A 26443-nucleotide genomic window follows, 5' to 3' on the forward strand; every position below is an offset into this window, starting at 1 on the left:
CAACATGGTAGCTAGTCTTTGGTTCGTCGTCGCATGCGGTGTAATCGCGGTGCTTTACGGTTTAATCTCACGTAGCTGGATCTTGAAGCAAGATGCCGGCAACGCGCGTATGCAAGAAATTGCCAAAGCGATACAAGAGGGTGCGGCCGCCTATCTTGCCAGGCAGTACCGAACTATTGCCATTGTTGGCACCGTTTTGTTTATTTTGATCTGGGCCTTGCCTGGCTTGGGTGCTTTACCGGCGATGGGATTTTTAATTGGTGCCGTATTGTCAGGTGCTTGTGGTTTCATAGGCATGAATGTCTCGGTACGGGCCAACGTCAGAACCGCGCAAGCCGCCACTCAAGGCATGAATCAGGCGCTCGACGTCGCGTTCAAGGGCGGGGCGATTACCGGCATGCTGGTAGTTGGCCTCGGGTTATTGGGTGTCACGGGCTTCTATTGGGTGCTGATGGCATCTGCGCCGCACGGTCTCGGACATACGGTCACTGAACACGATGTCATCAAACCGCTGATAGGCTTGGCGTTTGGCGCATCCCTGATTTCTATCTTCGCTCGTTTGGGGGGGGTATCTTTACCAAAGGTGCTGACGTCGGTGCCGATCTGGTCGGTAAAGTGGAAGCAGGTATTCCGGAGGACGATCCGCGTAACCCTGCCGTGATTGCCGATAACGTCGGTGACAATGTCGGTGATTGCGCCGGTATGGCGGCCGATTTATTTGAGACCTATGTCGTGACATTGATCGCGACTATGTTGTTAGGCGCTTTGATGATCACCAAGGCGACCACGGCGGCGATTATGTATCCGCTGTTGTTGGGTGCGGTCTCGATTCCTGCCTCTATCGTCGGCTGCTCTATGGTGAAACATACTCCCGGTAAAAAAATCATGTCGGCGCTCTATACGGGGCTCTGGTGGGCGGCTGGCCTTTCTTTGATCGGTTTTGCGGTGGTGACTTGGATGCTGTTGCCTGAAAATATGCGCGTGCCTATGATGGGGTCTGCCATCGTTGGCATTGTATTGACTGGGCTAATGGTCTACATAACTGAATACTACACCGGTACCGACTTCAAACCGGTACGCCATATCGCCGAGGCATCGACCACTGGCCATGGCACAAATATTATTGCCGGCTTGGGCGTCTCCATGAAATCAACCGCGTATCCTGTATTGGCGGTGTGCGCTGCGATTTTAGTCTCGTATAAACTGGGGCAAATGTGCGATGCCGGTTTGTATGGCATCGCAATTGCCGCCACCTCGATGTTGTCTATGGCCGGCATTATTGTTGCACTAGACGCTTACGGACCGATTACCGATAACGCAGGCGGTATTGCTGAAATGTCGGGTATGCCAGAATCTGTACGTGCTATTACCGATCCACTCGATGCAGTCGGCAACACCACCAAAGCAGTGACCAAAGGTTATGCGATAGGTTCGGCCGGTCTGGCCGCCTTGGTTTTGTTCGCAGATTACACGCATGCTTTGTCCTCAGTTGGGCTGCAGGTCTCGTTCGATTTATCGGATCCTAGAGTGATCGTCGGCTTATTTATCGGTGGTCTGATTCCCTACCTGTTTGGTGCGATGGCGATGGAAGCGGTAGGACGTGCGGCTGGTGCCGTGGTAGTGGAGGTGCGCCGGCAATTTCGTGAAATCAAGGGCATCATGGATGGTAGCGGTAAGCCGGAATACGATAAAGCGGTGGATATGCTAACCGCTTCGGCGATTAAAGAGATGATTTTGCCTTCTCTATTGCCTGTGGTGGTGCCGATTGTGGTTGGCTTAGTACTTGGGCCGGCGGCTTTAGGAGGGATGTTAATGGGGACTATCGTCACTGGCTTGTTCGTCGCCATCTCGATGACAACTGGCGGTGGTGCCTGGGATAATGCGAAAAAATATATTGAGGATGGTCATTTTGGTGGCAAGGGATCTGAGGCTCACAAGGCAGCGGTGACTGGTGACACCGTCGGTGATCCATACAAGGATACGGCAGGTCCGGCAGTCAATCCTCTGATCAAAATTATTAATATCGTGGCATTGTTATTGGTGCCCTTGTTTCCACTGTTGCCTTGGGCCGATGCACCAGCAGTTGCGCCACACGCTGCCGTACAGCAAGTAGAATCAAGTTCTGCGGCGGTATTTGTTCCCGCTGCGGCCTCATCAGCCGCAACAGCCACATCGAAGTAGGCGATTTAATCGATCAAAAAAGGCAGCTGCGTGCTGCCTTTTTTGATGTTTGTCGCTAGAAATTGGTTACAATACGCGTTGAGTGACGTTTACGTAAACGTAAAGATAAACGTAAGTTTAAACTTAAGCGTAAGTGTCAATGTTGGGATACTCGTAAATTTGTTGGAGTGCCTTTACAGTAAGGATCAGTTCGAGCTTACATCTTGAGATGCATGCTCGTCACTGGCGATCAATCTAATCTTGAAAGAGATGGCAAAATGCAAATTCAAAATAATGTTTTCATCATTACTGGTGGCGCTTCGGGCCTGGGCGCAGCAACCGCGCGCATGATCGTTGCCAATGGCGGTAAAGTGGTATTGGCCGATGTGCAAGTTGAACAAGGTGAGAAGTTGGCAGCCGAACTAGGCGCACAATTTATCAAATGCGATGTCACTTCAGAAACTGATGGCAAAGCGGCAGTCGACGCCGCGATCTCTATGGGAACTCTGCGTGGCTTGATTAATTGCGCTGGAGTTGCACCTGCGATTAAAACAGTCGGCAAAGATGGAGCACATCCTTTAGAAATTTTCCAGCGTACCGTGAATATCAACCTGGTTGGCACCTTCAATATGGCGCGACTGGCCGCTGAAGCTATGGGTAAAACCGAGGCGAGCAGCGATAACGAACGCGGCATCATTATTAACACCGCTTCGGTAGCTGCGTATGACGGACAAATGGGACAGGCTGCTTATGCCTCATCCAAGGCAGCGGTGGTTGGTTTGACCTTGCCTATGGCACGCGACCTCTCTCGCAACGGTATTCGCGTGATGACCATTGCTCCGGGTATCTTTGAAACCCCTATGTTGTTGGGTATGCCACAGGAAGTACAAGATGCTTTAGGTAAGATGGTGCCGTTCCCATCGCGCCTAGGTAAGCCGGATGAGTATGCGCATCTCGCCAAAGCCATAATAGAAAACGTTATGCTCAATGGTGAGACCATACGTCTTGATGGTGCTATACGCATGCAGGCAAAATAAATTATGTTGTAATTTGTCATGTAAGCGGGAAAATCACATCTTGTAACATGACATTTTTATAGCGTGCTTATACACTAGGGCAGACAGCATGTTTGCCCTTTTTTATTTGTAGGCTAGATGAGAAATAATACTAAAACTGGATTGATACTGACTGGTGGTGGCGCCAGAGCCGCCTACCAAGTGGGGGTATTGAAAGCGATCTCCGCGATTTTGCTGGAAGAAGGATGGAACGAACAAGATAATCCTTTCGGTATTATTTGCGGCACCTCGGCAGGGGCAATCAATGCCACCGCGCTGGCTTGTCGTTGTGATCATTTTAAAGAAGCGGTCTCTAGCATAGTTCACGTCTGGGAAAATTTTGAGGCAGCCCAGGTGTATCGTGCCGACTCAATAGGAGTCATTCGTTCCGGTGCCAGATGGTTGTCGCTAATGTCTTTTGGTTGGTTGCTCAATAAATGGAGAAAAACCCCACCGACTTCACTCTTGAATAATGCACCGCTGTCCGAGTTGTTGACCCGCTTGTTAGATTTGGATAGGTTAGATCAAACGCTGGCCAAAGGCGCGCTGCATGCTCTCGCCGTGACGGCTTCTTCGTATACCGCTGGTCATCATTTAACCTTCTACCAGACCCTCGCTGACATAGCCCCCTGGGTTAGATCGCAAAGACTGTCGCAAAGAGATTTTATTGGCGTGCAACATCTAATGGCGTCTTCGGCAATACCGTTTATTTTCCCCTCGGTGCCGCTCAACTGGGGCGGGCGTTTAGAATATTGTGGCGATGGCTCTATGCGCCAGTTAGCGCCTATTTCACCTGCCATCCATTTGGGTGCTGAGAATGTTTTAATTATCGGAGCCGGGCGCTTAAGCGAACCGCCAAGGCAGCAAACAGAAAGCGCACAGTATCCAAGTTTCGCGCAAATTGCCGGCCACGCTATGGCCAGTATTTTTCTCGATAGTCTTGCTGTCGATATTGAAAGACTTACTCGTATAAATAAAACTTTATCCATGTTACCGCCCGAGTACCTAGAGAAAACCCCTTTAAAACCAGTTAAATTACTAGTGATCGCGCCTTCCGAGCGGTTGGATGAGATCGCCAGTCGTCACATTAATAGTTTGCCATTGCCGGTAAGGGCAATGCTGGGTGGGATAGGCGCCACTGAGGTACGCGGCGCTGGATTGGCGTCGTATTTGCTTTTTGAAGCTAGTTACACCCGCGAATTAATAGCCTTGGGTGAAAAAGATACCTGGGCTAATCGACAGGACGTCTGCGATTTTTTTCGAGAATAGATAAAAGTGGCCTTAAAAAAATGCTTTTCTCGGCCGGAACTTGATTCCTCGCTGTCAAAACGTTACCCTATGCGGCTTTTCGTAACTTTTGCAATTGAATTTAACTATGACTAAACCTATGGTTTTAAGAAAATGGACTGCATTTTTATTGTTGTTACTGTTTTCGGCAGCGGTTTTTTCTAAACAGTTACTTAGTTTTGATGCTATCTCTGTTCATGATTTGCCACCGGAGGCACGAACAACGCTAATGCTGATAAAAAGCGATGGCCCGTTTCCTTATTCACAAGACGGAAAAGTTTTCGGAAATTATGAGTCAAATCTGCCCAAGCAGAAGCGTGGTTATTATCATGAATATACCGTCAAAACACCGCGGGCGAAAAATCGAGGTGCACGGCGCATTATTGCTGGCGGGAACGCAAAATTCGATAGTGAATATTATTACACGGATGATCACTATGAGAGTTTTCGAAAAATATATGAGTAAGTGGCATTTTTTCAATTTTATGTGGATAGAGCTTTCATGGTTATAAATTCGCCAAATGAGGGTGAGGTAAGTTTACTGGAGGCGCTTACTCCGAATCTCGTACAGTCGATACGCGCATTCCGGATACCCGAGTTGCAAGCTGAGGCGAGTAAATTAGGACAACATTTTTTGTATGCCTATTGCCTAGATGCTGAGACCAAGCAGCAGGTTTTAGGGCGGATCGCAACATCGTTTGGATTTCCAAAATATGTAGGGAAAAATTTCGACGCCCTGTCGGACTGCCTGACTGATCTCATTTACAAAGCAGGTGCACAGGCGGGATTTGTCGTCGTCTTGGAGCAGTTGCCGAATACGCCGAAGTTTGACAAGGAAGCACGTGAGACCTTGCTCGATGTTTTTCGGGATGCGGCGGAATTTTGGGCAGATAAAAAAATTGCTTTTAGAGTATTTTATTCTTTTCAGTAGACTTCAAATCCTTAGATGATTAGTTGCTAATAACTTAAATGCAGGCATTTTTATTTGGGACTTGGGTCGCTACACAGGTACAATGCGGCAATGAAAAGGATAGTCATATTAATTTCTGGTCGAGGCAGCAATATGCAAGCTATCGTCCAGACTGCAAAAAAAGAACATTGGTCGGCAGAAATCGTCGCCGTGATTAGCAATCGTAGTGATGCCGCTGGATTGGAATATGCCGCCAGTATGGGCATCCCTACTTCAGTAGTGATTAGTAAAAACTTCCCCACCCGCGAAGCATTTGATGCAGTGCTTCAAACCGAAATAGACCGTTACTCCCCCGATCTTGTCGTATTAGCTGGTTTTATGCGCATCTTGAGTGCAGGTTTCGTAGAGCATTACACGAATCGCATGATGAATATTCACCCCTCATTACTACCTAGTTTTGTTGGCGTAAAGACGCATAAGCAGGCACTTGATGCGGGTGTCAAAGTTCATGGCGTAACTGTACATTTCGTCACGCCTGAGTTAGACCATGGTCCAATAATTGATCAGCTGGCGGTCAGAATATTAAGCACTGACGATGAAGAGAGTTTGTCGCAACGATTATTGATACAGGAGCATATAGTTTACCCGAGAGCCGTTCGTTGGTTCGTTGAGGGGAAATTAAAAGTGAATGGCAATCGCGTCGATGTAGATGCTGATTTAACAAACTAAAGAACGAACTAAAGTACTAACTAAGAAAGAAATAGAATGAGATTACCTCCAGCAATTGTCGGTCATACCGAAGAAGTTTTGCGCGAAATTTTGCGATTCACCGGTCCTGCTGATGGAACCTTATCGCGCTATTTCCGCGAACACCCACGCCTCGGTGGACGGGAGCGCGGCGTGATCGCCGAAGCAATCTACGGCTTATTGCGTAATAAAAGCGTATTCACCAGTTTTTCCGAGTCTGGTTACGGCTCTCCCATGCGCCGCCTTACTTTGTTGGGCTTGGCTGATGCCGCTGGTGTAGATGCTTTGGGCGGTTTAAGTGACGATGAGATCGCTTGGTTAGAGCGCGTAATGCTAATCGATCGCAGCCATCTACCGGTTGCAATGAAATCGAATATGCCGGACTGGCTGTGGCAAAAACTGGTAGGAAAATATGGTGAGCTCGAAGCCTTGCAATTGGCAGAGTCTCTCAATACGCCAGCAGCTCTCGATTTAAGGGTAAATACTCTAAAAGGTAATCGTGATGAGGTAGTTAGTGTTTTGGCGCAGGCGCCGATTGTGGCGGAACCTACGCCGTATTCATCAACGGGTTTACGTGTCATCAAAAAACCGTCAATACAAAATCTTCCCTTGTTCAAGGATGGCACGATAGAGGTTCAAGATGAGGGTAGTCAACTTCTTGCGCAATTGTTAGGCGCTAAGCGTGGTGAAATGGTTGCCGATTTTTGTGCTGGCGCTGGTGGGAAAACATTGGCGCTTGGAGCGTTTATGCGCAATACAGGACGCTTATATGCGTTCGATATTTCTGAGAAGCGTTTAGCCAGATTAAAGCCACGCCTGGCGCGCAGTGGCCTATCAAATGTACATCCTGTACTCATTGCGCATGAGCGCGATGCTAAGGTGAAGCGATTGGCTGGTAAGCTTGATCGAGTATTGGTAGATGCTCCTTGTAGTGGTTTAGGTACGCTTAGACGCAATCCCGATGTCAAGTGGCGCCAAACTCAAGCTGGTGTCGTTGAGCTCAACGTGAAGCAGGCCGCAATACTTGATAGTGCGGCACGTCTGGTAAAGGCGGGCGGTCGCTTGGTCTATGCTACTTGCAGCGTTTTAGATGAAGAGAACGATGATATTGTGCAGGCGTTTTTGTTAGCACATCCAGACTTTAAGTTAGTTCCTGCTTCACAAGTACTGTCCGAGCAAAAGATCACTCTTGAAATGGGTGATTACCTAAAACTCCTCCCACACCGTCATCAAACAGATGGTTTTTTCGCTGCAATCATGCAAAGAGATAGCTTGGTAGCAGCTGTCGCAGCCGCCCCACTTGATGAATAAGCTAATTTAAATATTTTTTTTATGAGTACACCTTTGCTAGCAAAGCTACTTTCTGATTTGGTGGATGATCTACAAAGCCCAACTATCCTATGGCAAGTTGGGACCGTTATCATTTGTTGCGTATTAGCTTTGCTTGTTTCTCGGCAAGTGAGGCAGTTATTTTCTTCGGTCAGCTCATCCTCTGACGTCATAAAACTAGGGGTGGAGAGCTTCTCTCCTGTCCTGTTCCCTGGTTTTTGTTTGATATTTATCTTAATCGCAAAGGCGATACTTGGGAAATGGCAGCATACCAATTTGTTGAGCTTGCTTTTCCCAATTATTGGCTCCTTTGCATTAGTTCGCTTCGTCCTATATGTGGTCAGACGTACATTCGCAAAAGATGGCACGATAGGACGGGTTCTCGCGCTATTTGAAAAAGTATTCATTGGCTTAGTTGTCCTAGGCGTTACCCTCTATTTTACTGGTTTATGGCAGGAGCTCTCTTCTGCACTTGATGATATCGTGCTCCCCATAGGCCGTAATAAAATTTCTATTTTGGAGATTTTGCAGGCAATTGCCTCAGTGATCGTTACCTTGGTCGTCGCGATGTGGGCGAGTGCAGCCTTAGAAGCTCGTTTGATGTTGCTGCCACGTATGCACATCTCTCTCAAAGTGGTTTTTTCCAGACTTGGGCGTGGTGTTCTGATACTCGTGGCGATATTGGCCAGTCTTACTATGGTCGGAATTGATTTGACCGTATTGTCTGTTTTTGGTGGCGCTTTAGGGGTTGGTCTAGGGCTAGGTTTGCAGAAGATAACCAGTAGTTATATCTCTGGATTTATAATTTTGCTTGACCGTAGCGTTTCTATAGGCGACCTAGTTTCGGTTGATAAATTCAACGGAGAAATTACTGATATTAAGACGCGCTACACCGTACTCAAAGGAATGGATGGCGGTGAGTCTATTATCCCAAATGAAATGTTGGTGTCGAATCCGGTGCAGAATTTTTCACTGACAGATCGTTCTGTCGTGATGACAACTGATCTTACTGTTGCGTATAAAACTGATTTAGAAGCTCTCCTTCCTTTGTTGGCCGAAGCTGCCGCCAGTGTCAGTAGGGTTCTGACTGAAAATGGACCATCTGCATATCTCGTCAAATTTGGTGCCGATGGTTTGGAATTAAGAGTGGGTTTTTGGATAGCAGACCCAGAAAATGGTCGTACCAACGTACTTTCGGACGTTAATCGTGCAATTTGGAAAATGTTGCAAAGTCATAAAATCGAATTGCCGTATCCACAACGAGTCCTTACTATGAGTGATGCTGTAGGTAAAATTTAAAGGTCGTTTGAAAAAAAGCGTACAATGCTAGGGGAAATATTCTAATTTTCAGCATGCTATTTGCAGAGGATGAGATTGTAAGCCAGTGATTAACTATGGAGCATATGTTATTTTGAGTACTATTATTGATACTGTAATTGATTTTTTATCTAATGGCGTCACAAGAGCGACTGGTTGGCAGGTGTTCGCTTTTACTATGCTGGTCACCCATATTACTATTGCGAGTGTAACAATTTTTTTGCATCGCTGCCAAGCCCATCGTGCCCTGGAGTTGCATGCAATTCCAAGTCATTTTTTTAGATTTTGGCTATGGCTGACTACCGGGCAAGTTACCAAGGAGTGGGCTGCCATACATCGCAAACATCATGCAAAATGCGAGACTGAGGAGGATCCTCATAGCCCTGTAACGCGCGGTATTAAAAAAGTATTGTTGGAAGGCGCTGAGTTATATCGTGCCGAGTCGAAAAATCTTGAAACCATGCAAAAATATGGTCATGGTACTCCCGATGACTGGATCGAGCGAAAACTCTACACGGGGCGTAGCTGGATGGGAATCGTTCTTATGCTTTTCATCGATATTCTTTTATTTGGAGTGCTTGGAGTAAGCGTTTGGGCAGTTCAGATGTTGTGGATTCCAGTAACCGCTGCCGGGATTATTAATGGTATCGGGCACTATTGGGGCTATCGCAATTATGATTGTGTTGACGCATCAACAAATATTGTTCCATTTGGGATATTGATTGGTGGCGAGGAGCTACATAATAATCATCATACATTTGGAACCTCCGCTAAGTTATCTTCGAAGTGGTATGAATTTGATATCGGTTGGATGTATATTCGTTGCATGGAAATAATTGGTTTAGCAAAAGTTAGAAAATTGGCCCCTGAACCAAAATTTGCGGAAATCAAAGCGGTTATAGATATGGAAACTTTGCAGGCGGTTATCACAAATCGCTATGATGTAATGGCCAAATATACAAAGTCGTTGCGCAGAGCATGGCGCGATGAATTGGATCAGTTAAGAGAAAAAGCGCTTTTTGAAGCCGGTTTTTTAAAGTCAGCAAAAAAGTTATTGCAGCGTGAACCGAGCAAGTTAGAGGCTCCACAAAAACAGCAATTGTCTGAATTGCTTGCCCATAGCAATGCGCTAAAAACTATGCATGAGATGCGCGTTGAGTTGGGCTTTATTTGGGAGCGCTCCACGGTTAGTCGCGAGCAATTGGTTCAGCAATTGCAAGACTGGTGTGTTAGGGCAGAAGCATCAGGTATTCAAACCTTGCACGATTTTTCGCGTAGATTACGAAGTTACGCATAGTGAATTAAAATTTTGTATCAGTAATGGCGCCTTTCTGGCGCCATTTTTTTACTGGCTGGTCTACATGAGTATGCAAAACAATGATAAGTATTTCAATGTATGCTGAAATAAAGAGGCACTGAATAAATATAAAAAAACCCGCTAATCTAGCGGGTTTTTTGGGGGGAGCTAAGATTTATTTAATCTTGGTTTCTTTGTAGATAACATGCTTACGAGCCTTAGGATCAAACTTCATGATCTCCATTTTTTCAGGCATAGTGCGCTTGTTTTTTGATGTAGTGTAGAAGTGACCTGTACCAGCAGTCGATTCTAATTTGATTTTGTCGCGACCAGATTTAGCCATGATATTTTCCTAAAAATAGTTTCTGCTTAAACTTTTTCGCCGCGAGCACGCATGTCGACTAAAACGGCATCAATACCGATTTTGTCCACGATACGCAAGCCTGCGTTAGATAAACGAAGGGCTACCCAACGGTTCTCTGATTCGACGAAAAAGCGACGATTTTGCAGATTTGGCAAAAACCGACGTTTTGTTTTGTTGTTCGCATGGGAAACGTTGTTGCCAACCATTGGCCCCTTCCCAGTAACTTGGCAGACACGCGCCATGTTCTACTCCTTAATGGTTTCCGAAATTGGAAAAATGAAAGTATAACTAAAATTCTATGAATTATCAATGACTTGCGAAAAACAATTGTGTCATTTGTATTTTTAAAATTTAACAATTTAATTGTTAAATTTGCCCATGCTCTGCGAATGAGTAAACGTTTGGGTTCGCAATAATAAAATGATCAAGAACTCGAATATCAACCAAGGCTAATGCTTGTTTTAATGTGTTGGTTAGCGATAGATCGGCTTGGCTAGGTTCGCAAGAGCCAGAGGGGTGATTGTGAGCGAGTATGATGCTTGCAGCGTTATGTGAGAGTGCGGCTTTGACGACCTCTCTTGGATAGACGCTTGCATGGTTGAGTGTGCCGCGGAATAGTTCTTCTGTTCTAATCAGTCTGTTTTTTACATCTAAAAATAGTACAGCGAAGGATTCATGAGGCTTGCTTCCTATGAGTAGCTGGAGATAATTTTTTACGTTGTTTGGCGACGATAAATTCTCACAAACCTGCAAGTCTTCTGATATAGCACGTTTCGCCAATTCTAAGACCGCATGTATTTGCGCATATTTTGCGTTGCCCAGTCCGTGTATTTTCGAAAAGTCAGTCATGCTCGCTGCGAATAATGCATTGAGCGAACCAAATTGGGCGAGCATATCTCGCCCTAAATCGACTGCGCTTTTTCCTTTGACGCCAACTCTTAAAAATACTGCGAGTAATTCTGCGTCCGATAGAGCACTGGCACCGTATTTAATGAGCCGTTCTCTTGGGCGTTGATCTGAAGGCCAGTCGCTTATACTCATTTGATAGTCTCCAAATCAACAAGAAATACAAGATGCAATGATCTTCAGGGCCTAGCTGATTTACAATGGCGACTTAATCGAACTCACTCCAAATTATGCCTCATTCAACCACGCCCGTAGTTACTTCCGATGCCTACCTGACTTTGCATTATCGCTTAGTTAGCAATGATGGCAATGAAATTATTAGCACTTTTAGTAATAGCCCAGCCACCTTGCAGTTGGGCTCGGGACAATTAGCTCCCGAACTTGAGTCTGCTTTACTTGGTTTGGAGGAGGGTTCACATACCATACTTGAACTGGCTGCAGGAAATGCTTTTGGACCCAGAAACCCTGACTTAGTACAACAAGTTTCCTTGGAAACATTGCAAGAAAATTCTGTCTACGGCGAAAAATATGTTGTCGGTGATTTGGTTGAGTTTTCCGCGCCTGGTGGGGGGCAATTTGCAGGCATATTAAGGGCATTCAATGAGAGTGGTGCTTTGTTTGATTTCAATCATCCATTGGCAGGCCAAGCAATTACCTTTGAAGTCAAAATTATAGGCATATTATAGGATCGTTATGAATAAGGAAATTTTGTTAGCCCAGCCTAGAGGTTTTTGCGCCGGAGTGGATAGAGCAATAGAAATCGTTGAGCGCGCGCTGCAGCAATTTGGCGCTCCTATTTATGTAAGGCATGAAATTGTTCACAATGCTTACGTAGTCAACGATTTGAAACAAAAAGGCGCGATTTTTATCGAAAATTTGGATGATGTTCCAACTGGGAATACTTTGATATTCTCGGCACATGGTGTTTCGCAATCCGTCCGGAACGAGGCGGAAAAAAGAGGGCTGACCATATTTGATGCCACTTGCCCTTTGGTAACTAAAGTTCATATTGAGGTCGCAAAAATGCGACGTGAAAATAGAGAAATTATCATGATTGGCCATCAGGGACATCCCGAGGTAGAGGGAACCATGGGGCAAAGTGAGGGGGGCATGTACCTGGTCGAGACGGTTGAAGATGTAGCGACGCTGAAAGTGAAAAATCCTAAGCAGTTAGCTTATGTGACCCAGACTACATTGTCGGTCGATGATACTTTAGGAATTATATCTGCGTTGAAAAGTAAATTTCCCGATATTATTGAGCCCAAAAAAGGCGACATTTGTTATGCAACAACGAACCGTCAGGAGGCGGTTAAATTTATGGCCCCACAGGTGGACTTGCTTATCGTAGTCGGTAGTGTCAATAGTTCAAACTCGAATCGTCTAAAAGAGGTGGGGCAAAAGATGGGCGTGAATTCTTTTATGGTAGATAAGGCTGAACAGATCGATCCAGAGTGGCTAGTAGGATGCGATCGTATTGGCGTTACTGCAGGAGCCTCTGCACCAGAGTTGTTGGTGCTGGAGGTCATAAACAGACTTAAAACCTTGGGTGTGAGAAGTGTGCGCACTTTAACTGGCACTGAGGAGAACGTCACATTCCCTATGCCTAAGGGTTTGAGCGGCATGAAGTCGTTGGAAAACACACCTATTCCATTAAAATAAAAGTTTGTGGTTTTTGTTTATTCAATATTTTATTTCGTTTATTCATCGTTAGTATTGCGTTGCAGTTGATTTTGCATAAATTCAGTTTCTTTTGTGTTATCAACGGTGACTATAGTAGTATAGGAATAGCTAGGCGCATATGCAGATTAGCTCTGTGGAATTGGCGCAGAGTTTCCATTTTTATCACTAGCTTGACTGTCAGGTGTAGCAATAAATATTATAAAAAAAACATTCAACGTTGTTGAGGGGGGAGTTCTATCATGAGTTTTCATTGCGGCGTCAATGTTACAAATAGCACGTCATATCAAATAGGATAAATGGCACACGCGTCCTTAGTCTGATAATAAAGTGGGCTAGCACCGTTTTCCTTATCTAAAATGATTTTTTGAATTACCTCTGCAGTCGTATGCCTTAGGCTTCAAAGAAATATTAATTCGTTCATAGAAAGAGACACGACATGGATACATTTATCCAACAAATAATTAATGGTTTGGTACTGGGGAGTATGTATGCCTTAGTTGCTTTAGGGTACACAATGGTGTACGGCGTTTTGAATCTGATTAACTTTGCCCATGGTGATGTGTTAATGGTAGGCGCGATGGCTGGCTTAAGTATTCTTAAAGTATTACAAGTCATCGCTCCCGACCTGCCTGGTATCGTTAAACTAATTATCGCAATTCTCGGTGCAATCCCTGTTTGTATTGCCGTGAATGTACTGATAGAACGGTTGGCATATCGGAAGTTGCGTAATGCGCCACGACTGGCACCTTTAATCACAGCAATTGGCGTCTCTACCTTGGTGCAGACTTTCGCGATGATGATCTGGGGTCGTAGTCCGATTCCCTTCCCCGCGATTATGCCTTCGGTGCCCGTCGGTATTGGCGGTGCTGTGATTTCACAAACGCAAATCTTGTTGTTAGCACTGGCGACTTTGGCGATGGTAGGTTTGGTATTGTTGGTCGAGAAAACAAAAATGGGACGAGCCATGCGTGCTACCGCAGAAAACCCTAGAGTTGCAGGTTTGATGGGGGTCGATTCGAATAAGGTAATCGTCGCTACCTTTGCGATCGGTGCTGCGCTTGCTGCGATAGCAGGTGTTATGTGGGCTGCGAATTATTCTTCAGCACAATTTGCTATGGGTTTTTTACCTGGATTAAAAGCGTTCTCCGCCGCAGTATTGGGAGGCATAGGGAATATTTATGGTGCTATGGTCGGAGGTATTCTTCTTGGGCTTATTGAAAGCCTGGGGGCTGGATATATAGGCGAATTAACTGGAGGTGTTCTTGGTAGTCATTATCAAGATATTTTTGCCTTCGTTGTATTGATTATTGTATTGACGCTACGTCCATCTGGAATTATGGGTGAACGTGTGGCTGATCGTGCGTAAGGGGAAAACAATGTCTACTATGTTTGATGTAAAAAATAATCCGACGAAGGCCTATACCAGTTTTGCAGTAATGGGTATTTTGCTGGTCTTATTCCCTTTCGTAGCTGCAAATTTCGGAAATTCTTGGGTCCGGATCATTGATTTTGCCTTGCTCTATATTATGTTGGCACTCGGGCTTAATATCGTCGTCGGCTTCGCAGGCTTGCTCGATCTTGGGTATATCGCGTTTTATGCTGTCGGTGCTTATTTGGCTGCGTTACTTGGTTCACAGCAATTTGCGGTGGTACTTGAGTCGCTTGTGAATAATTATCCTGCCGTAGGAAATTTCCTGATTGTGCTTCTTGGTCCAGAAATAACACAAAATGGTATTCATTTGTCGGTTTGGTTCATCGTTCCTTTAGCGGCGGCTTTGGCCGGGTTGTTCGGTGCTCTCTTAGGTGCTCCAACCTTAAAGCTGCGTGGCGATTACCTAGCAATTGTCACTTTGGGTTTTGGTGAAATTATTCGCATTTTTATGAATAACTTAAACTCACCAATCAACTTTACAAATGGTCCTCAGGGTATCAACATGATCGACCCTATTCGTATTTTTGGTGTCTCTTTGGGCGGTGAGCCTGGATCAAATGCGACTGTGGTTTTAGGCGGTTTTAGTATGCCTTCTGTCAATGCCTATTACTTTTTGTTCTTAGCTCTGTGTATCGCAATCGTGATTATTTCGCTGCGATTGCAAGACTCTCGACTTGGGCGCGCATGGGTGGCTATTCGCGAAGACGAAATTGCAGCTAAGGCGATGGGTATTAATACGCGCAATATGAAATTGTTGGCGTTTTCTATGGGCGCATCCTTTGGTGGTATTTCAGGGGCAATGTTTGCCTCATTTCAAGGATTTGTATCCCCTGAGTCGTTCTCGCTAATGGAATCAATCGTTATTTTGGCGATGGTGGTACTTGGAGGTATCGGTCATATACCGGGAGTCATACTCGGGGCAGTATTATTAGCTGCGTTGCCGGAAGTATTGCGGCATGTCGTGGAACCGGTGCAAATGCTCATATTCGGAAAAATTTGGGTAGAGGCGGAAGTATTGCGCCAGTTACTGTACGGATTTGCAATGGTCGCAATTATGTTGAATCGCCCAGCAGGTTTATGGCCGGCACCAAAACATGAAGACAGAATGACCACTACCAATGATGCCGCGGCATAAGGAATAGGGATATGACTCAACAAACTATTTTAAAAATTGAGGGCGCCAATAAACGATTTGGCGGCCTCCAGGCTTTGTCCAATGTGGGCATCAATATTAAGCAAGGTCAAATTTACGGCTTGATCGGACCTAATGGCGCTGGTAAAACGACGTTTTTCAACGTCATCACTGGCTTATATCAACCGGATACCGGCACTTTCGAGCTGGCAGGTAAACCTTATTCGCCATCTGCGCCGCATGAAGTAGCGAAAGCGGGGATCGCCAGGACATTTCAAAATATCAGACTTTTTGGTGAAATGACGGCCTTGGAAAATGTCATGGTTGGGCGGCATATTCGCACTCATCAAGGTGTATTCGGTGCCGTTTTTAGAAGCGCTGCAGCGCGTAAAGAAGAGGCCGAAATTCGGATTCGCGCTCAGGAATTGTTGGATTTCGTAGGAATCGGACAATTTGCTGACCGCACCTCTAAGTTTTTGTCTTATGGCGATCAGCGTAGACTAGAAATTGCTCGCGCATTGGCAACCGACCCGAAATTACTGGCGCTCGATGAGCCTGCCGCAGGGATGAATGCAACCGAAAAATTGGCCTTGCGTGAGTTACTTGTGAAAATTAAGGCCGAAGGGAAAACAATTTTACTTATTGAGCATGATGTCAAATTGATGATGGGCTTGTGTGATCGTATAACCGTGCTTGATTATGGTAAGCCAATCGCGGAGGGCGTACCAGCCGAGATTCAAAAAAATCCAGCGGTTATTGAGGCATATTTGGGAGGTGGCCACTAATGGTTGAAAATGTATTGAGAGTGAGCAATCTCAAAGTTGCTTATGGTGGTATCAAAGCTGTTAAAGGCATTGATCTCGAAGTTAATAAAGGTGAATTAATTACCTTGATTGGCGCCAACGGCGCAGGAAAAACGACGACGCTGAAAGCGATTACCGGTACTTTGCCTGACTGTAAAGTCGAAGGCGATATTATTTACAACGGTAAATCTATTAAGGGCAGCAACTCCTTTAATCTGGTAAATGATCAGCTAGCCATGGTTCCAGAGGGGCGTGGGGTATTTACCCGTATGACGATTCAAGAAAACTTGATGATGGGTGCGTTTACTCGCAACGATAAGGCCGGCATTAATGCCGACATCGAAAAATGGTTCTCTGTTTTTCCTCGTCTGAAAGAACGTGCTGCGCAATTGGCTGGAACTTTGTCCGGTGGTGAGCAGCAAATGCTGGCAATGGCCAGGGCTTTAATGAGCCACCCCAAATTACTCCTGCTCGATGAGCCGTCTATGGGTTTGTCTCCTATCATGGTCGAGAAGATTTTTGAAGTGGTGCGCACTGTTTCAGCAGAAGGCGTAACGATCCTGTTGGTCGAGCAAAATGCTAAGCTGGCTTTGCAAGCTGCAAATCGGGCTTATGTGATGGATTCCGGTCTCATTACCATGAGTGGTGACGCAAAAGACATGCTCAATGATCCGAAAGTACAAGCGGCATATTTGGGTGAAGCCTGAGTATTAAGTCTGACCAGAAAAAAGCCTCGAAACATCGAGGCTTTTTTTATTTTTTATATATAAAAATCAATACTATTATTTCTTAGCTGGGAGACGAGCGACTTCTTTCGAGCCGGCTTGTGACATTTGACTAGCCACAGAACTCAGATTTTCTTCCAAGGATTCTACTGCTTGCTTGGTCGTCTTGGTGAGTTGGTCATAACTAGCGTTTGCATTACCTATCACTGTTTTTAGCATGGCAACGACATTTTGTGAGCCAGCAGGGGCATTTTTTGTGACATCTTCAAATAGCGACATGACCTTGCTACTTGTTTCCGTTATTTGAGTTTCGGCTGTGCGTGTTAGCTCGGCCTGAGTGCTCGTTACGATGCTTGCTAAATGACGAACATACGACAAGGCTTTTTCGGCCGCAGGTTGGGCGTAAGTAGATGACAATTGAAAAAATTCTTGACTGTCTTTTGCCGCCATCAATTGCTTAGTAAAGTTGGCAGATTCTTCCATAGAGGTTTTTCCTACTGTCATATTTAATTCTACAAATTTCTCTATGCCCTCAAAGGTTTTTCCGGTCAGGGTTGTGAGCAAGGCAAGTTGAGCATCGATGTTTGCTTTCGTTGCGTTGGAAAACTGTTCAGGTACTGAAAACATGGAATTCTCCTAAAAGATGTTGAAGTGAGTAGAGACGGTAGTGCAGAGGAAATTGTGCATTGCAATACTAATTATTTTATCTTGGATATTGGATAAGTCAAGGTAAAATTTGTGCGTTGCAGCATGGTAATTTATTAAGGATATATGGGCAAAGCCCGCACCCCTTTCTCCTTAATTTGGTAATTATGTCTATGCAATATGACAATGGTATTAAATTATTGGTTTGCAGCAGACGGGCGTTAAAATTTAGAGCTTTATTGTTTTCACTGTCATTCGCAAAATTAAAAATAATATTTTGATACTGGTTTGTTTGCTCTAAGCTCACAGATAAGAAAAACTTAAGAAAAAGATAAAGAATCTTAATGAGGTTTATGCGCTAAGTCTTTAATTCTCTTGCGAAATTTTGTGGTTTTGCTACACTGAATTAATTAAATATATTTTTGTACAGGGAGCAATTGATGACGAAAGTTTTCCGTCGGGTATTACTTATCATTGCGACTGCAATTTTGCCCGCGGCCTTGGCTGTTGCCGCGACCACCGACTCTCATAAACCGTCACAAAAAAAACACGTGACCCACAAGAGCGTCAAAGCGGAGAGCGGTCGCTTGGTGAAACGTACTATTGTCGTCCATGGAAAACGTCGGGTCGTGTATGAACGTTTAGCGGTGGTGCGCCCAGTCGCAGAGCATCCATCGGCGGGTGATATTGCTGGATTGAAATCGTCACAAGACCCGCTGGCTTTGCAATCAAATGTTGCTTTTGTGGTCGATCAGTCCAGTTCCAAAGTATTGTTCGAAAAAAACTCGAATGTTTCTTTACCAATAGCCTCAATTACCAAGCTAATGACCAGTTTGGTGGTGGTCGAGTCGAATCAGGACATGAATGAGATCATTGAAGTCACCACTGATGACTTGGATAAGGAAAAGGGTACCGGTTCGCGCCTGAAGATGGGGGCAAAGCTATCTCGCGCTGATATGCTGCATATCGCCTTGATGAGTTCGGAAAATCGTGCAGCTTCTGCTTTAGGGCGTAGTTACGCCGGTGGCCTGCCGGCTTTTGTGCTTGCCATGAATGCCAAAGCAAAACAACTAGGTATGAATGACACGCACTATGTAGATTCATCAGGCTTGTCTAGCCAAAATGTGGCTAGTGCCCGTGATTTGGTGAAGCTTATCAATGCGGCATATCAACATCCACTGATCCGTGAATATTCCACTGATGCCAAATATGTAGTCAATCCTGGTGGTAGGCCTATGCAGTACTCGACTACCAATCGCCTGATTGCCAGCCCAGACTGGGATATCGGTTTACAAAAAACGGGCTATATTTCGGAAGCGGGACGTTGCCTGGTGATGCAGGCGATGATAGAGGGGCGCGCTATCGTGATGGTCTTTCTAGATTCCAAAGGAAAATATTCACGTTTGGCGGATGCCGGCCGCATCCGAAAGTGGCTCGAGACCTTGAAGCCTCAGGCCTGATTCGGATGCTCTTGCAGCTATCTTTTTCTTAGGCTGTATGCGATATAAATAGGCTTGCCCATAAGCTGCTAGTGGCCAGCACTTCGCCGGCGATAATCTCTTTGGCTACCCTCGCTTTTTCTTCACCTTGCAAGCGTATGTTGTGCTGTAACTTGCGAAACACCCGATAGGCGTTGGCGCTTGCCAGTGCCATATCCGGATTAATTAAGCCTAAGTCTCCACAGCGTTTTAACAACGCGATGTTACCGATATTCGCCGTCAATTCAGGATATTGATGGGCATGCAGTAGCACCAGATATTGCACCATGAATTCGATATCTATCATGCCGCCTATATCATGTTTTAAATCAAATAAATCACTGCGATTAAGATTCGCGTCACGCATTTTTTTGCGCATGTTCAGCACTTCTTCTTTTAACTTTATCGCCTCTCTTTTTTGTGTCAGCACTTGCGCCCGCGTGGCATCAAATTGTGCCTCTATCGGTGCATACCCGGCACAGTAGCGGGCGCGGGTCAGCGCCTGGTGCTCCCATAGCCAAGCTGATTTTTCTTGATAGCGATTAAATGAACTCACCGTTGAGACCATCAGGCCGCTGGCGCCATCGGGTCTAAGCGCGATATCGATATCAAATAATATGCCTGCCGGCGTATGCGAAGTCATCCAGGTAATAAAGCGCTGGGCTAATTTCGCATACGATGCTGGTGCGTCTTGATGATCATCATCGTACAAAAAAATGACGTCCAGATCCGAGGCGTAACTGAGTTCTTTGCCGCCCAGTTTTCCGTAGGCAATCACCGCGAATTGCGGTATCTCGCGATGCCTGCTGGCGATGGTCTGCCACGCAGCAGTCAGCGTTGCTGCAACCACGATGTCAGCCAATTTCGATAAGGCATCGGCCAAATGTTCTACGCTTAGCTCGCCTTCTAGATCTTGCGCCAGCAAACGAAATAGCTGCGCATGATGCATCTCTCTAAGTGTTTCCATTTGGCGCTCAGTATCGCCTTGTTGCTGCTCTAATTGCTGTTGTAAATTTCTAGTAAACAGTTCCCAGTCTGGCAATTGATGTAGCGCCGATTCATCCAGTAATTCATCGAGCAAAATAGGGTGGCGACTTAGGAATTTTGCCGCCCAATCGCTAGCCGCGAACATCCGAATCACCCTTTGCAAGGCATGCGGGTATTCGGTCAATAGCGACAGATAGGCAGTACGTCTGGCAATTGCCTCCATAAAGTCTAGCAGGCGTAGCAGCGTGGCTAATTGTCCATCGGCCTGGCGCGCTATCATCGTTAACGCACTGTTAATGAGAGCCATCATTTTGTTGCGACTAGTCTCAGACAGCGATTGCAATCTGGGGGATTGCCAAGTGATCAGCAATCTCTGCGCGGCTTCTTTGGACTCAGTAAACCCCAGCGCAAGTAGATGGGCCTCTATGCTTTCACTATCATCTTGTTCGTTCAGGGTGGGCGTTACCGCGCCGTCGACTGCCTGTTCTTTTTTATCTTTGAAAATTGCATCAAATTGCTCTGCGACGAATTGTCTAATGAGGTTTAATTGCGCCAGTAGTTCAGCTGTCGATGCGCAATTCATCATCTGAGCAATAATTTCCTGGTCCTCTTCCTTGACTGGAAAGGTGTGGGTTTGCGCATCATCAAGATACTGCAGGCGATGTTCTACATTGCGTAAAAACGTATATGCCTCTAGCAATTGCTGGACTATGCCCGGCTCAAGTATGCTTTTTTTTGCCAGTGTTTGTAGCGTAATTCGGGTCGATCTATCGCGTAGTTCAAGCTCTCTGCCACCGCGTATCAGTTGAAATACCTGACTCAGAAATTCAATTTCACGTATCCCGCCGCGCCCCAGTTTGACGTTATTTCCGCGTTCGGGATGACGCGTTTCCTGGCGTACCACTTCAGCGCGAATTTGTCCGTGCATGGTGCGCAGGGAATCGATCACGCCGTAATCGAGATAGCGGCGGTAGATGAAGGGATGGACGATTTTTTCCAGGGCAGCGATCTGTTCTGGCTTGCCAGTCAAGGCCCTAGCCTTTACCCAGGCATAGCGCTCCCATTCTCGGCCTTGGATCAAAAAATATTCTTCTACCATCGCGAAGCTGGCAACCAAGGGACCGGATGCGCCATTTGGACGCAATGCCATATCAACCCTAAAGCTGAAACCGTCTTCGGTTATTTCGGCGATCGCGGCGATCAGCTTCTTGCCTAAGCGGCTAAAAAATTCATGGTTGGATAAGGGGCGCTGTTGCTCAGTGCTGGTGCGCGTCTCGCCGTCTTCGGAGTAACAAAAAATCAAATCGATATCCGAGGATACATTGAGTTCTCGTCCGCCTAATTTTCCCATCCCGAGTACGATCAATTCCTGCAACTCGCCCGACTCTTCGCCTATCGGCTGTCCGTGTAAGGCGATCATTTCTTGCATCAGCGCTTGTAAATGGGTTTGCACTGCAAAATCGGCGAAGTCACTGATCGCGCTGATGACTTCATTGAGATCGAGTTGTCCGTTCAGATCGCGGCTAATCAGGCTGGCCATCAATAAATTACGCAAGCGTCGCATCGTGCTATTGAGCGAGGCTCCGGCCAGGATTTTATTTTGTAAAATCTGCGCGAAAAGCTCAGCGCTCAAGGATAATCGTGATATATCTTCCAGCTCAGAAATTCGAGACGGATCGGCTTGCAGCCATCGCTCAAGAAAGCGCGACAAATGAGGGCGGGGGGGCGTGCTGGTGCTAGGCGTGGTCATGGTGTGAGTCTCTGCGGTTTGCGATGTTTTCTGAACCAGGTACGCGGTTCATAGCGATCGCTCTATTATCTGTAGTTTTTATATACTCGGGTGGAGTATATTTTGAAAGCGCATATAGAATGTGCGCATATCGTGATTTTTTGTTGGGAATTAGGAGAGTATGTTGTTTTTGCCTGTTTTGATGGAAAAAATTTTAATCGCATGGCCGATTTTCCTCCCTACTTTTACGCTTGATGTCTGAGCCAGATCCATCTCGGAAATCTAAGCCTAGACACAAAGTGCTACGCTTCTTCCATCTTTCGTGCCGCTCTCTGAGTGGCGCTTGCTTTCGCCTATTGCGCATCCTGCTGAAACTGCTGGTGCTCGCGTATTTCCTGTTTTGCACGCTTTTTCTCACTTTACGCTATGCGGTCTTGCCTAATGTTGCCAGCTATAAGTCTGATATAGAACTCATGGCAAGTAAAGCAATTGGACGAAAACTCAGTATCTCTAATTTAACCGCGTCCTGGCAAGGCTTAAATCCCCGGTTTATCCTCAATAACGTGGTGATTCTCGATCAGCAAGGACGTAGCGCCTTAGTGCTGCCAAGTGTCAACGCCACGCTGTCTTGGTGGTCGCTGGCGGTAGCGGATTTACGCTTTCGAAAAATTGAAATTATTCAGCCTAGTATAGACTTGCGCCGGGATACAGCCGGGCAGATTTTTGTTGCGGGGTTTTTAGTCGATAGCCAAAAAGAGAGTGATGGAACCGGTCTCGATTGGCTGTTAGCACAACGCGAAATTGTGATACGTCAGGGTGCGCTCAATTGGAACGATCAAGCGCGCGCTGCGCCAGAGTTAAATTTAAGGGGCGTGAATTTTCTTTTAAATAATCAATGGGGGCATCATAAATTCGCCTTGAAGGCACGCTCGGGTTTAAGTTTAGCGGCCGCACTGGATCTTCGGGGTGACTTTAAGCATCCGGCGTTTACCCGCAAAAAAACCGATGTATTGGCCTGGTCAGGGGAACTCTATGCTGATTTGCAACAGGCTGATTTGTCTGGCTTGAAAACTTATCTGAGTATGCCTGTCGACCTGCAAACCGGGCGCGGCGAGCTGCGTTCCTGGGCGCGTTTTGAAACCGGGCGCGTCACTGACTTTACTGCCGATCTTAGCCTGACTGATGTATTCGGTCGACTTGGTAAGGATTTGCCGGCGCTGGATATGGCTCAGGTGAGCGGTCGCCTAGTGGCATTGGAAAAATCTGCGCTCGGTAGAAAATATTTACCTGCTCTGTTCGGGCAAGCCGGGCATAGTATTTCGCTAGTCAATTTTTCTATGCTGACCCGAGCAGGTTTGCGCTTCCCCGCCACGACCATTAGCGAGAGTTTTATCCCTGCGCAAAAAGACCAGGCAGAAAAAATTGAACTGCATGCGACACATTTAGATTTGGCCGCACTGGCGCAATTTGCCGAGCACTTACCGCTGCCACGCGATCAACGCCAACTGTTGGCCGATCTGGCCCCGCGCGGTCAGCTTAAAGACTTTAGCGCGCGTTGGCAGGGCGTCTATCCAAATATTTCGTCCTACCAGCTGAAGGGGCAATTTCTTAATTTGGCGCTGCAGCCGCAAGCGGCACAAGCGGCACGTGCCAAGTCAGCAACTAGCCCGGAAAAAGCCGCGACGCCTGCAATACCCGGGTTTGAAAATATCTCCGGCAGGCTCGATGCAAATGAAAAGGGCGGCGATTTTACGCTTAATTCTAGCGACGTCGTTTTGCAGTTGCCCGGTGTGTTTGTAAATCCACTCATGATCTTTGATAAATTGTCCATGCAGGCGATGTGGCAATTCGAAGGCACGGACAAGTTCCGTTTTCAAGTGAGTAAAATGGACTTTCAGCAGGCGGGAATGAAGGCCACATTTTCAGCTAAGCACAGTATGAGCACGCCAAAAGGACAGGTAGAAGCCAAGCACGAGATCGATATTTCCGGGAAGTTTAGTGGTTTTGATTTGAAACAGTTAGATCGCTATATCCCTATTCAAACACCGGACGATCTGCGGCATTGGCTAACGACGGCGATCTTGGATGGCCGGGCCGATGATGTCAGTGTCAGAATTAAGGGCGATGCCGCGGCTTTTCCTTTTAATGCTATGGCCGGAAAAGTGCCAGAAAAGACAGAATTTTTGGTGAAAGGTAAGCTGCTCGATGGCACACTCAATTTTGCTCCAGCGCATCTTTCTGACGACGGAAAAGCGCCGCTGTGGCCGATTATCGAGAAGATAGATGGGAGCTTTGTTTTCGATCGTGCGCGCATGGAAATTCGCGGCGACACGGCAAAAACATTGACAGCTGAGCTGCTTAAAGTAAAGGCCGTTATTCCTGATTTGTTAAGCCATAACGCGATTTTGAATATCGAAGGCAATGTCAGTTCGGCTTTACAGACCATGCTGCAGTATGTGAATGCCAGCCCGGTTGATGGCTGGTTGGGACATTTTTTACAGGAAAGTAAGGCCAGTGGCAACGCGCAGTTGAAACTTGGTTTGCAATTACCTCTGAACCATTTGATTGAGTCGAAAGTGCAAGGTGCTTTGCAATTTTCAAATAACGAAGCCCTCTTGCAAGCGAGCATACCGCTCATTTCAGGAGTGAACGGCAGACTCGATTTTAATGAAAAAGGACTGACACTCAATAGCTTAAAGGGCAGTCTCCTTGGTGGTAACGTCATCGCTAACGGTGGCACTCAAAAAGATGGAAATATTCGGATTAAGCTAGATGGCCTGGCGACTGCCGAGGGTTTGCGTAAAAATTTTCCAGAGCCGTTCGCCGAAAGGTTGTTAAGCCGAGTTGGTGGGGCAGCCCGGTATACTGCACAAGTAAATGTCAAAAAACACCAGCCTGAATTGATCATAGACTCTACATTGCAAGGTCTGAGTCTGAATTTCCCTGCGCCCTTAAGAAAAAACCAGGGCGAGCTGCTGCCTTTGCATTTCTCTATGAGCCCGCTACAGGCTAGCAATGCGGCAGTCTTACGTGATGAACTGCGTCTGAGTCTGGGATCGGCAATCGCCGCTCGTTATCAAAGACAAAAAGCAGACGAGAGAAATGCGACATGGCAGGTGCTACGCGGCGGGGTAGCGGTGAATGCCGCGCTGCCAGAGCCGGAGAGTGGTTTAAGTGTGAACGTCGACTTTAAGTCTTTGAATGTAGACGAGTGGCGGAATGTGGTCTCGAGTAACGCCGGGCAAGCCAACACTAATCTTAGTGGCGCTGCCGAGCAAGATTTTTCACCCTATGTCGTACCCAATGTGCTGGCGGTGAGAACCGCTGAGCTGCACATCATGGGGAAAACTCTCGATACAGTCGTGCTTGGCGCTTCGCATCAGGGCGGTGTCTGGCAGGCGAATATCGACTCTAGTCAAATATCAGGATTTCTTAGCTTTATTGAGGCAAGCAATGCCGCAACGGGGGGGGCGCTAAGCGCCAGGTTGAGTCGTTTGACTATTCCGGCTTCTGCAGCTTCTGAGGTGACTGAGTTGATCGAGGGTAAAAAGTCGACTGCACCATTACCCTCACTGGATATCTTTGCCGAAAATTTTGAGCTATTAAATAGAAAACTCGGACAGTTAGAATTGGTTGCAAGCAATGCGCCGACACCAAGCGGTCGTGAATGGCGCATCAAAAAGCTCGCTTTGAAAAACGCGGATGCAGAATTGAAAGCTTCAGGTAAGTGGTCGAATCGCAGCGGTGACAGCATTAGCGACCTGAACTATGTGTTGGAGATCGAAGACGCTGGGAAATTACTCGATAGGTTTGGTTTTGTTAGTGTCATGCGCGGTGGTCGCGGTAAATTGGAGGGCGATATCCGTTGGAATGGCTTACCGTACGCCATGGATGTACCCAGCATGAATGGTCAGATTCGGCTCGATCTTGCCAGTGGACAGTTTTTGAAAGTCGATCCTGGCGCTGCTAAACTGTTGGGTGTCTTGAGTATGCAATCTTTATCGCGCCGTTTTAGTTTGGATTTTAGAGATGTTTTTTCCGAGGGCTTCGCTTTTGATGGCATTACCGGCATGGCAAAAATTGGCCAGGGCGTCGCCCGCACCGATAACCTCAAGATGCGTAGCGTTAACGCGACAGTGTTACTCGATGGCAGTGCGGATATCGCGAAAGAGACCCAGGACATGCATGTTGCAGTCATACCAGAGATTAACGCAGGCGCTGCTTCGGTCGTGTATGCCTTGGCGGTCAATCCTGTGATCGGTCTTGGGACTTTTCTCGCCCAGCTATTTTTACGCGAACCCTTAGCGCGCGCCTTTACCTACGAATATCAGATTACAGGGCCATGGAAAGATCCCCATGTGAGTAAGATAGGTGGCCGGGAAAATCAAAGTCCAGCGACCAAACCCTAAATTGCGTGAAGTAGTTAATTAAATAGTGGATGAATTTTTAGACAGGTGAAC

21 protein-coding genes and 1 pseudogene are annotated in these 26443 nt (G+C 46.5%); 17 read left to right on the forward strand and 5 right to left on the reverse strand.

Annotated features, from left to right (window positions below; genetic code table 11):
- The first annotated feature begins 4 nt into the window (after positions 1-4).
- The 9 genes and pseudogenes from EJN92_RS16510 to EJN92_RS16550 all read left to right on the forward strand — a co-directional run bounded on the left by EJN92_RS16510 (position 5) and on the right by EJN92_RS16550 (position 10102).
- Positions 5-2181: pseudogene (locus EJN92_RS16510) on the forward strand (sodium-translocating pyrophosphatase).
- A 257-nt stretch (positions 2182-2438) separates the two neighbouring features.
- Positions 2439-3197 carry a 3-hydroxyacyl-CoA dehydrogenase gene (locus EJN92_RS16515; RefSeq protein WP_126128819.1) on the forward strand — a complete coding sequence of 253 codons (759 nt, stop codon included), beginning with the start codon at positions 2439-2441 and terminating at the stop codon, positions 3195-3197.
- Positions 3198-3314: 117 nt separating this feature from the next.
- The gene (locus EJN92_RS16520) at positions 3315-4484 is read left to right on the forward strand and encodes a patatin-like phospholipase family protein (RefSeq protein ID WP_126128820.1); all 1170 of its coding nucleotides are present in this window, start codon (positions 3315-3317) and stop codon (positions 4482-4484) included.
- Between the two features lie 106 nt (positions 4485-4590).
- On the forward strand, positions 4591-4968 hold the full coding sequence (locus EJN92_RS16525; protein ID WP_227869587.1) for a guanyl-specific ribonuclease: 378 nt from the start codon (positions 4591-4593) through the stop codon (positions 4966-4968).
- A gap of 36 nt (positions 4969-5004) precedes the next feature.
- Positions 5005-5433, forward strand: a complete 429-nt coding sequence (locus EJN92_RS16530; protein WP_126128821.1) for a barstar family protein — start codon at positions 5005-5007, stop codon at positions 5431-5433.
- Between the two features lie 90 nt (positions 5434-5523).
- On the forward strand, positions 5524-6141 hold the full coding sequence (purN, locus tag EJN92_RS16535) for a phosphoribosylglycinamide formyltransferase (RefSeq protein WP_126128822.1): 618 nt from the start codon (positions 5524-5526) through the stop codon (positions 6139-6141).
- Between the two features lie 36 nt (positions 6142-6177).
- A complete protein-coding gene (locus EJN92_RS16540) occupies positions 6178-7470 on the forward strand; it encodes an RsmB/NOP family class I SAM-dependent RNA methyltransferase (RefSeq protein ID WP_126128823.1) in 1293 nt (430 codons plus the stop codon).
- A gap of 21 nt (positions 7471-7491) precedes the next feature.
- Positions 7492-8787, forward strand: coding sequence for a mechanosensitive ion channel family protein (locus tag EJN92_RS16545; RefSeq protein WP_126128824.1), 1296 nt, complete (start codon positions 7492-7494; stop codon positions 8785-8787).
- Positions 8788-8908: 121 nt separating this feature from the next.
- Entirely contained in the window at positions 8909-10102 is a 1194-nt protein-coding gene (locus EJN92_RS16550; RefSeq protein WP_126129991.1) for a DesA family fatty acid desaturase, read from the forward strand.
- A gap of 175 nt (positions 10103-10277) precedes the next feature.
- On the opposite strand, the gene rpmG is transcribed toward EJN92_RS16550, so the two are convergent.
- The 3 genes from rpmG to radC all read right to left on the reverse strand — a co-directional run bounded on the left by rpmG (position 10278) and on the right by radC (position 11507).
- The gene (rpmG, locus tag EJN92_RS16555; protein ID WP_110257750.1) at positions 10278-10445 is read right to left on the reverse strand and encodes a 50S ribosomal protein L33; all 168 of its coding nucleotides are present in this window, start codon (positions 10443-10445) and stop codon (positions 10278-10280) included.
- 26 nt (positions 10446-10471) lie between these two features.
- Entirely contained in the window at positions 10472-10708 is a 237-nt protein-coding gene (gene rpmB, locus EJN92_RS16560) for a 50S ribosomal protein L28 (RefSeq protein WP_126128825.1), read from the reverse strand.
- Positions 10709-10832: 124 nt separating this feature from the next.
- A complete protein-coding gene (radC, locus tag EJN92_RS16565) occupies positions 10833-11507 on the reverse strand; it encodes a RadC family protein (protein ID WP_126128826.1) in 675 nt (224 codons plus the stop codon).
- 95 nt (positions 11508-11602) lie between these two features.
- Between radC and EJN92_RS16570 the strand changes: the two genes are divergently transcribed.
- The 6 genes from EJN92_RS16570 (at position 11603) to EJN92_RS16595 (ending at position 17126) form a co-directional block, all read left to right on the forward strand.
- The gene (locus tag EJN92_RS16570) at positions 11603-12058 is read left to right on the forward strand and encodes an FKBP-type peptidyl-prolyl cis-trans isomerase (RefSeq protein WP_126128827.1); all 456 of its coding nucleotides are present in this window, start codon (positions 11603-11605) and stop codon (positions 12056-12058) included.
- A 7-nt stretch (positions 12059-12065) separates the two neighbouring features.
- Entirely contained in the window at positions 12066-13031 is a 966-nt protein-coding gene (ispH, locus tag EJN92_RS16575; RefSeq protein ID WP_126128828.1) for a 4-hydroxy-3-methylbut-2-enyl diphosphate reductase, read from the forward strand.
- Positions 13032-13488: 457 nt separating this feature from the next.
- Positions 13489-14418, forward strand: a complete 930-nt coding sequence (locus EJN92_RS16580; RefSeq protein ID WP_126128829.1) for a branched-chain amino acid ABC transporter permease — start codon at positions 13489-13491, stop codon at positions 14416-14418.
- 10 nt (positions 14419-14428) lie between these two features.
- Positions 14429-15619 carry an ABC transporter permease subunit gene (locus tag EJN92_RS16585; RefSeq protein WP_126128830.1) on the forward strand — a complete coding sequence of 397 codons (1191 nt, stop codon included), beginning with the start codon at positions 14429-14431 and terminating at the stop codon, positions 15617-15619.
- Between the two features lie 11 nt (positions 15620-15630).
- A complete protein-coding gene (locus tag EJN92_RS16590; RefSeq protein ID WP_126128831.1) occupies positions 15631-16401 on the forward strand; it encodes an ABC transporter ATP-binding protein in 771 nt (256 codons plus the stop codon).
- Positions 16401-17126 (forward strand): ABC transporter ATP-binding protein, encoded by a 726-nt coding sequence (locus EJN92_RS16595; protein ID WP_126128832.1) that lies wholly within the window; start codon positions 16401-16403, stop codon positions 17124-17126. Before EJN92_RS16590 ends, EJN92_RS16595 begins: the two co-directional genes overlap by 1 nt.
- Before the next feature lie 75 nt (positions 17127-17201).
- Here EJN92_RS16595 and EJN92_RS16600 read toward each other — a convergent pair whose 3' ends face one another.
- On the reverse strand, positions 17202-17771 hold the full coding sequence (locus EJN92_RS16600) for a phasin family protein (protein WP_126128833.1): 570 nt from the start codon (positions 17769-17771) through the stop codon (positions 17202-17204).
- A gap of 458 nt (positions 17772-18229) precedes the next feature.
- Here EJN92_RS16600 and pbpG point away from each other — a divergent pair, with 458 nt between their 5' ends.
- Positions 18230-19249, forward strand: coding sequence for a D-alanyl-D-alanine endopeptidase (gene pbpG / locus EJN92_RS16605; protein ID WP_126128834.1), 1020 nt, complete (start codon positions 18230-18232; stop codon positions 19247-19249).
- A 28-nt stretch (positions 19250-19277) separates the two neighbouring features.
- Here the strand turns inward: pbpG and glnE are convergent, their stop codons facing one another.
- A complete protein-coding gene (glnE, locus tag EJN92_RS16610; RefSeq protein WP_126128835.1) occupies positions 19278-22004 on the reverse strand; it encodes a bifunctional [glutamate--ammonia ligase]-adenylyl-L-tyrosine phosphorylase/[glutamate--ammonia-ligase] adenylyltransferase in 2727 nt (908 codons plus the stop codon).
- A 233-nt stretch (positions 22005-22237) separates the two neighbouring features.
- On the opposite strand from glnE, the gene EJN92_RS16615 reads away from it, so the two are divergent.
- Positions 22238-26392, forward strand: coding sequence for a YhdP family protein (locus tag EJN92_RS16615; RefSeq protein ID WP_126128836.1), 4155 nt, complete (start codon positions 22238-22240; stop codon positions 26390-26392).
- Positions 26393-26443 lie beyond the last annotated feature (51 nt).

The sequence above is a fragment of the Undibacterium parvum genome (genome assembly GCF_003955735.1).
Taxonomy (GTDB): Bacteria; Pseudomonadota; Gammaproteobacteria; order Burkholderiales; family Burkholderiaceae_D; genus Undibacterium; species Undibacterium parvum.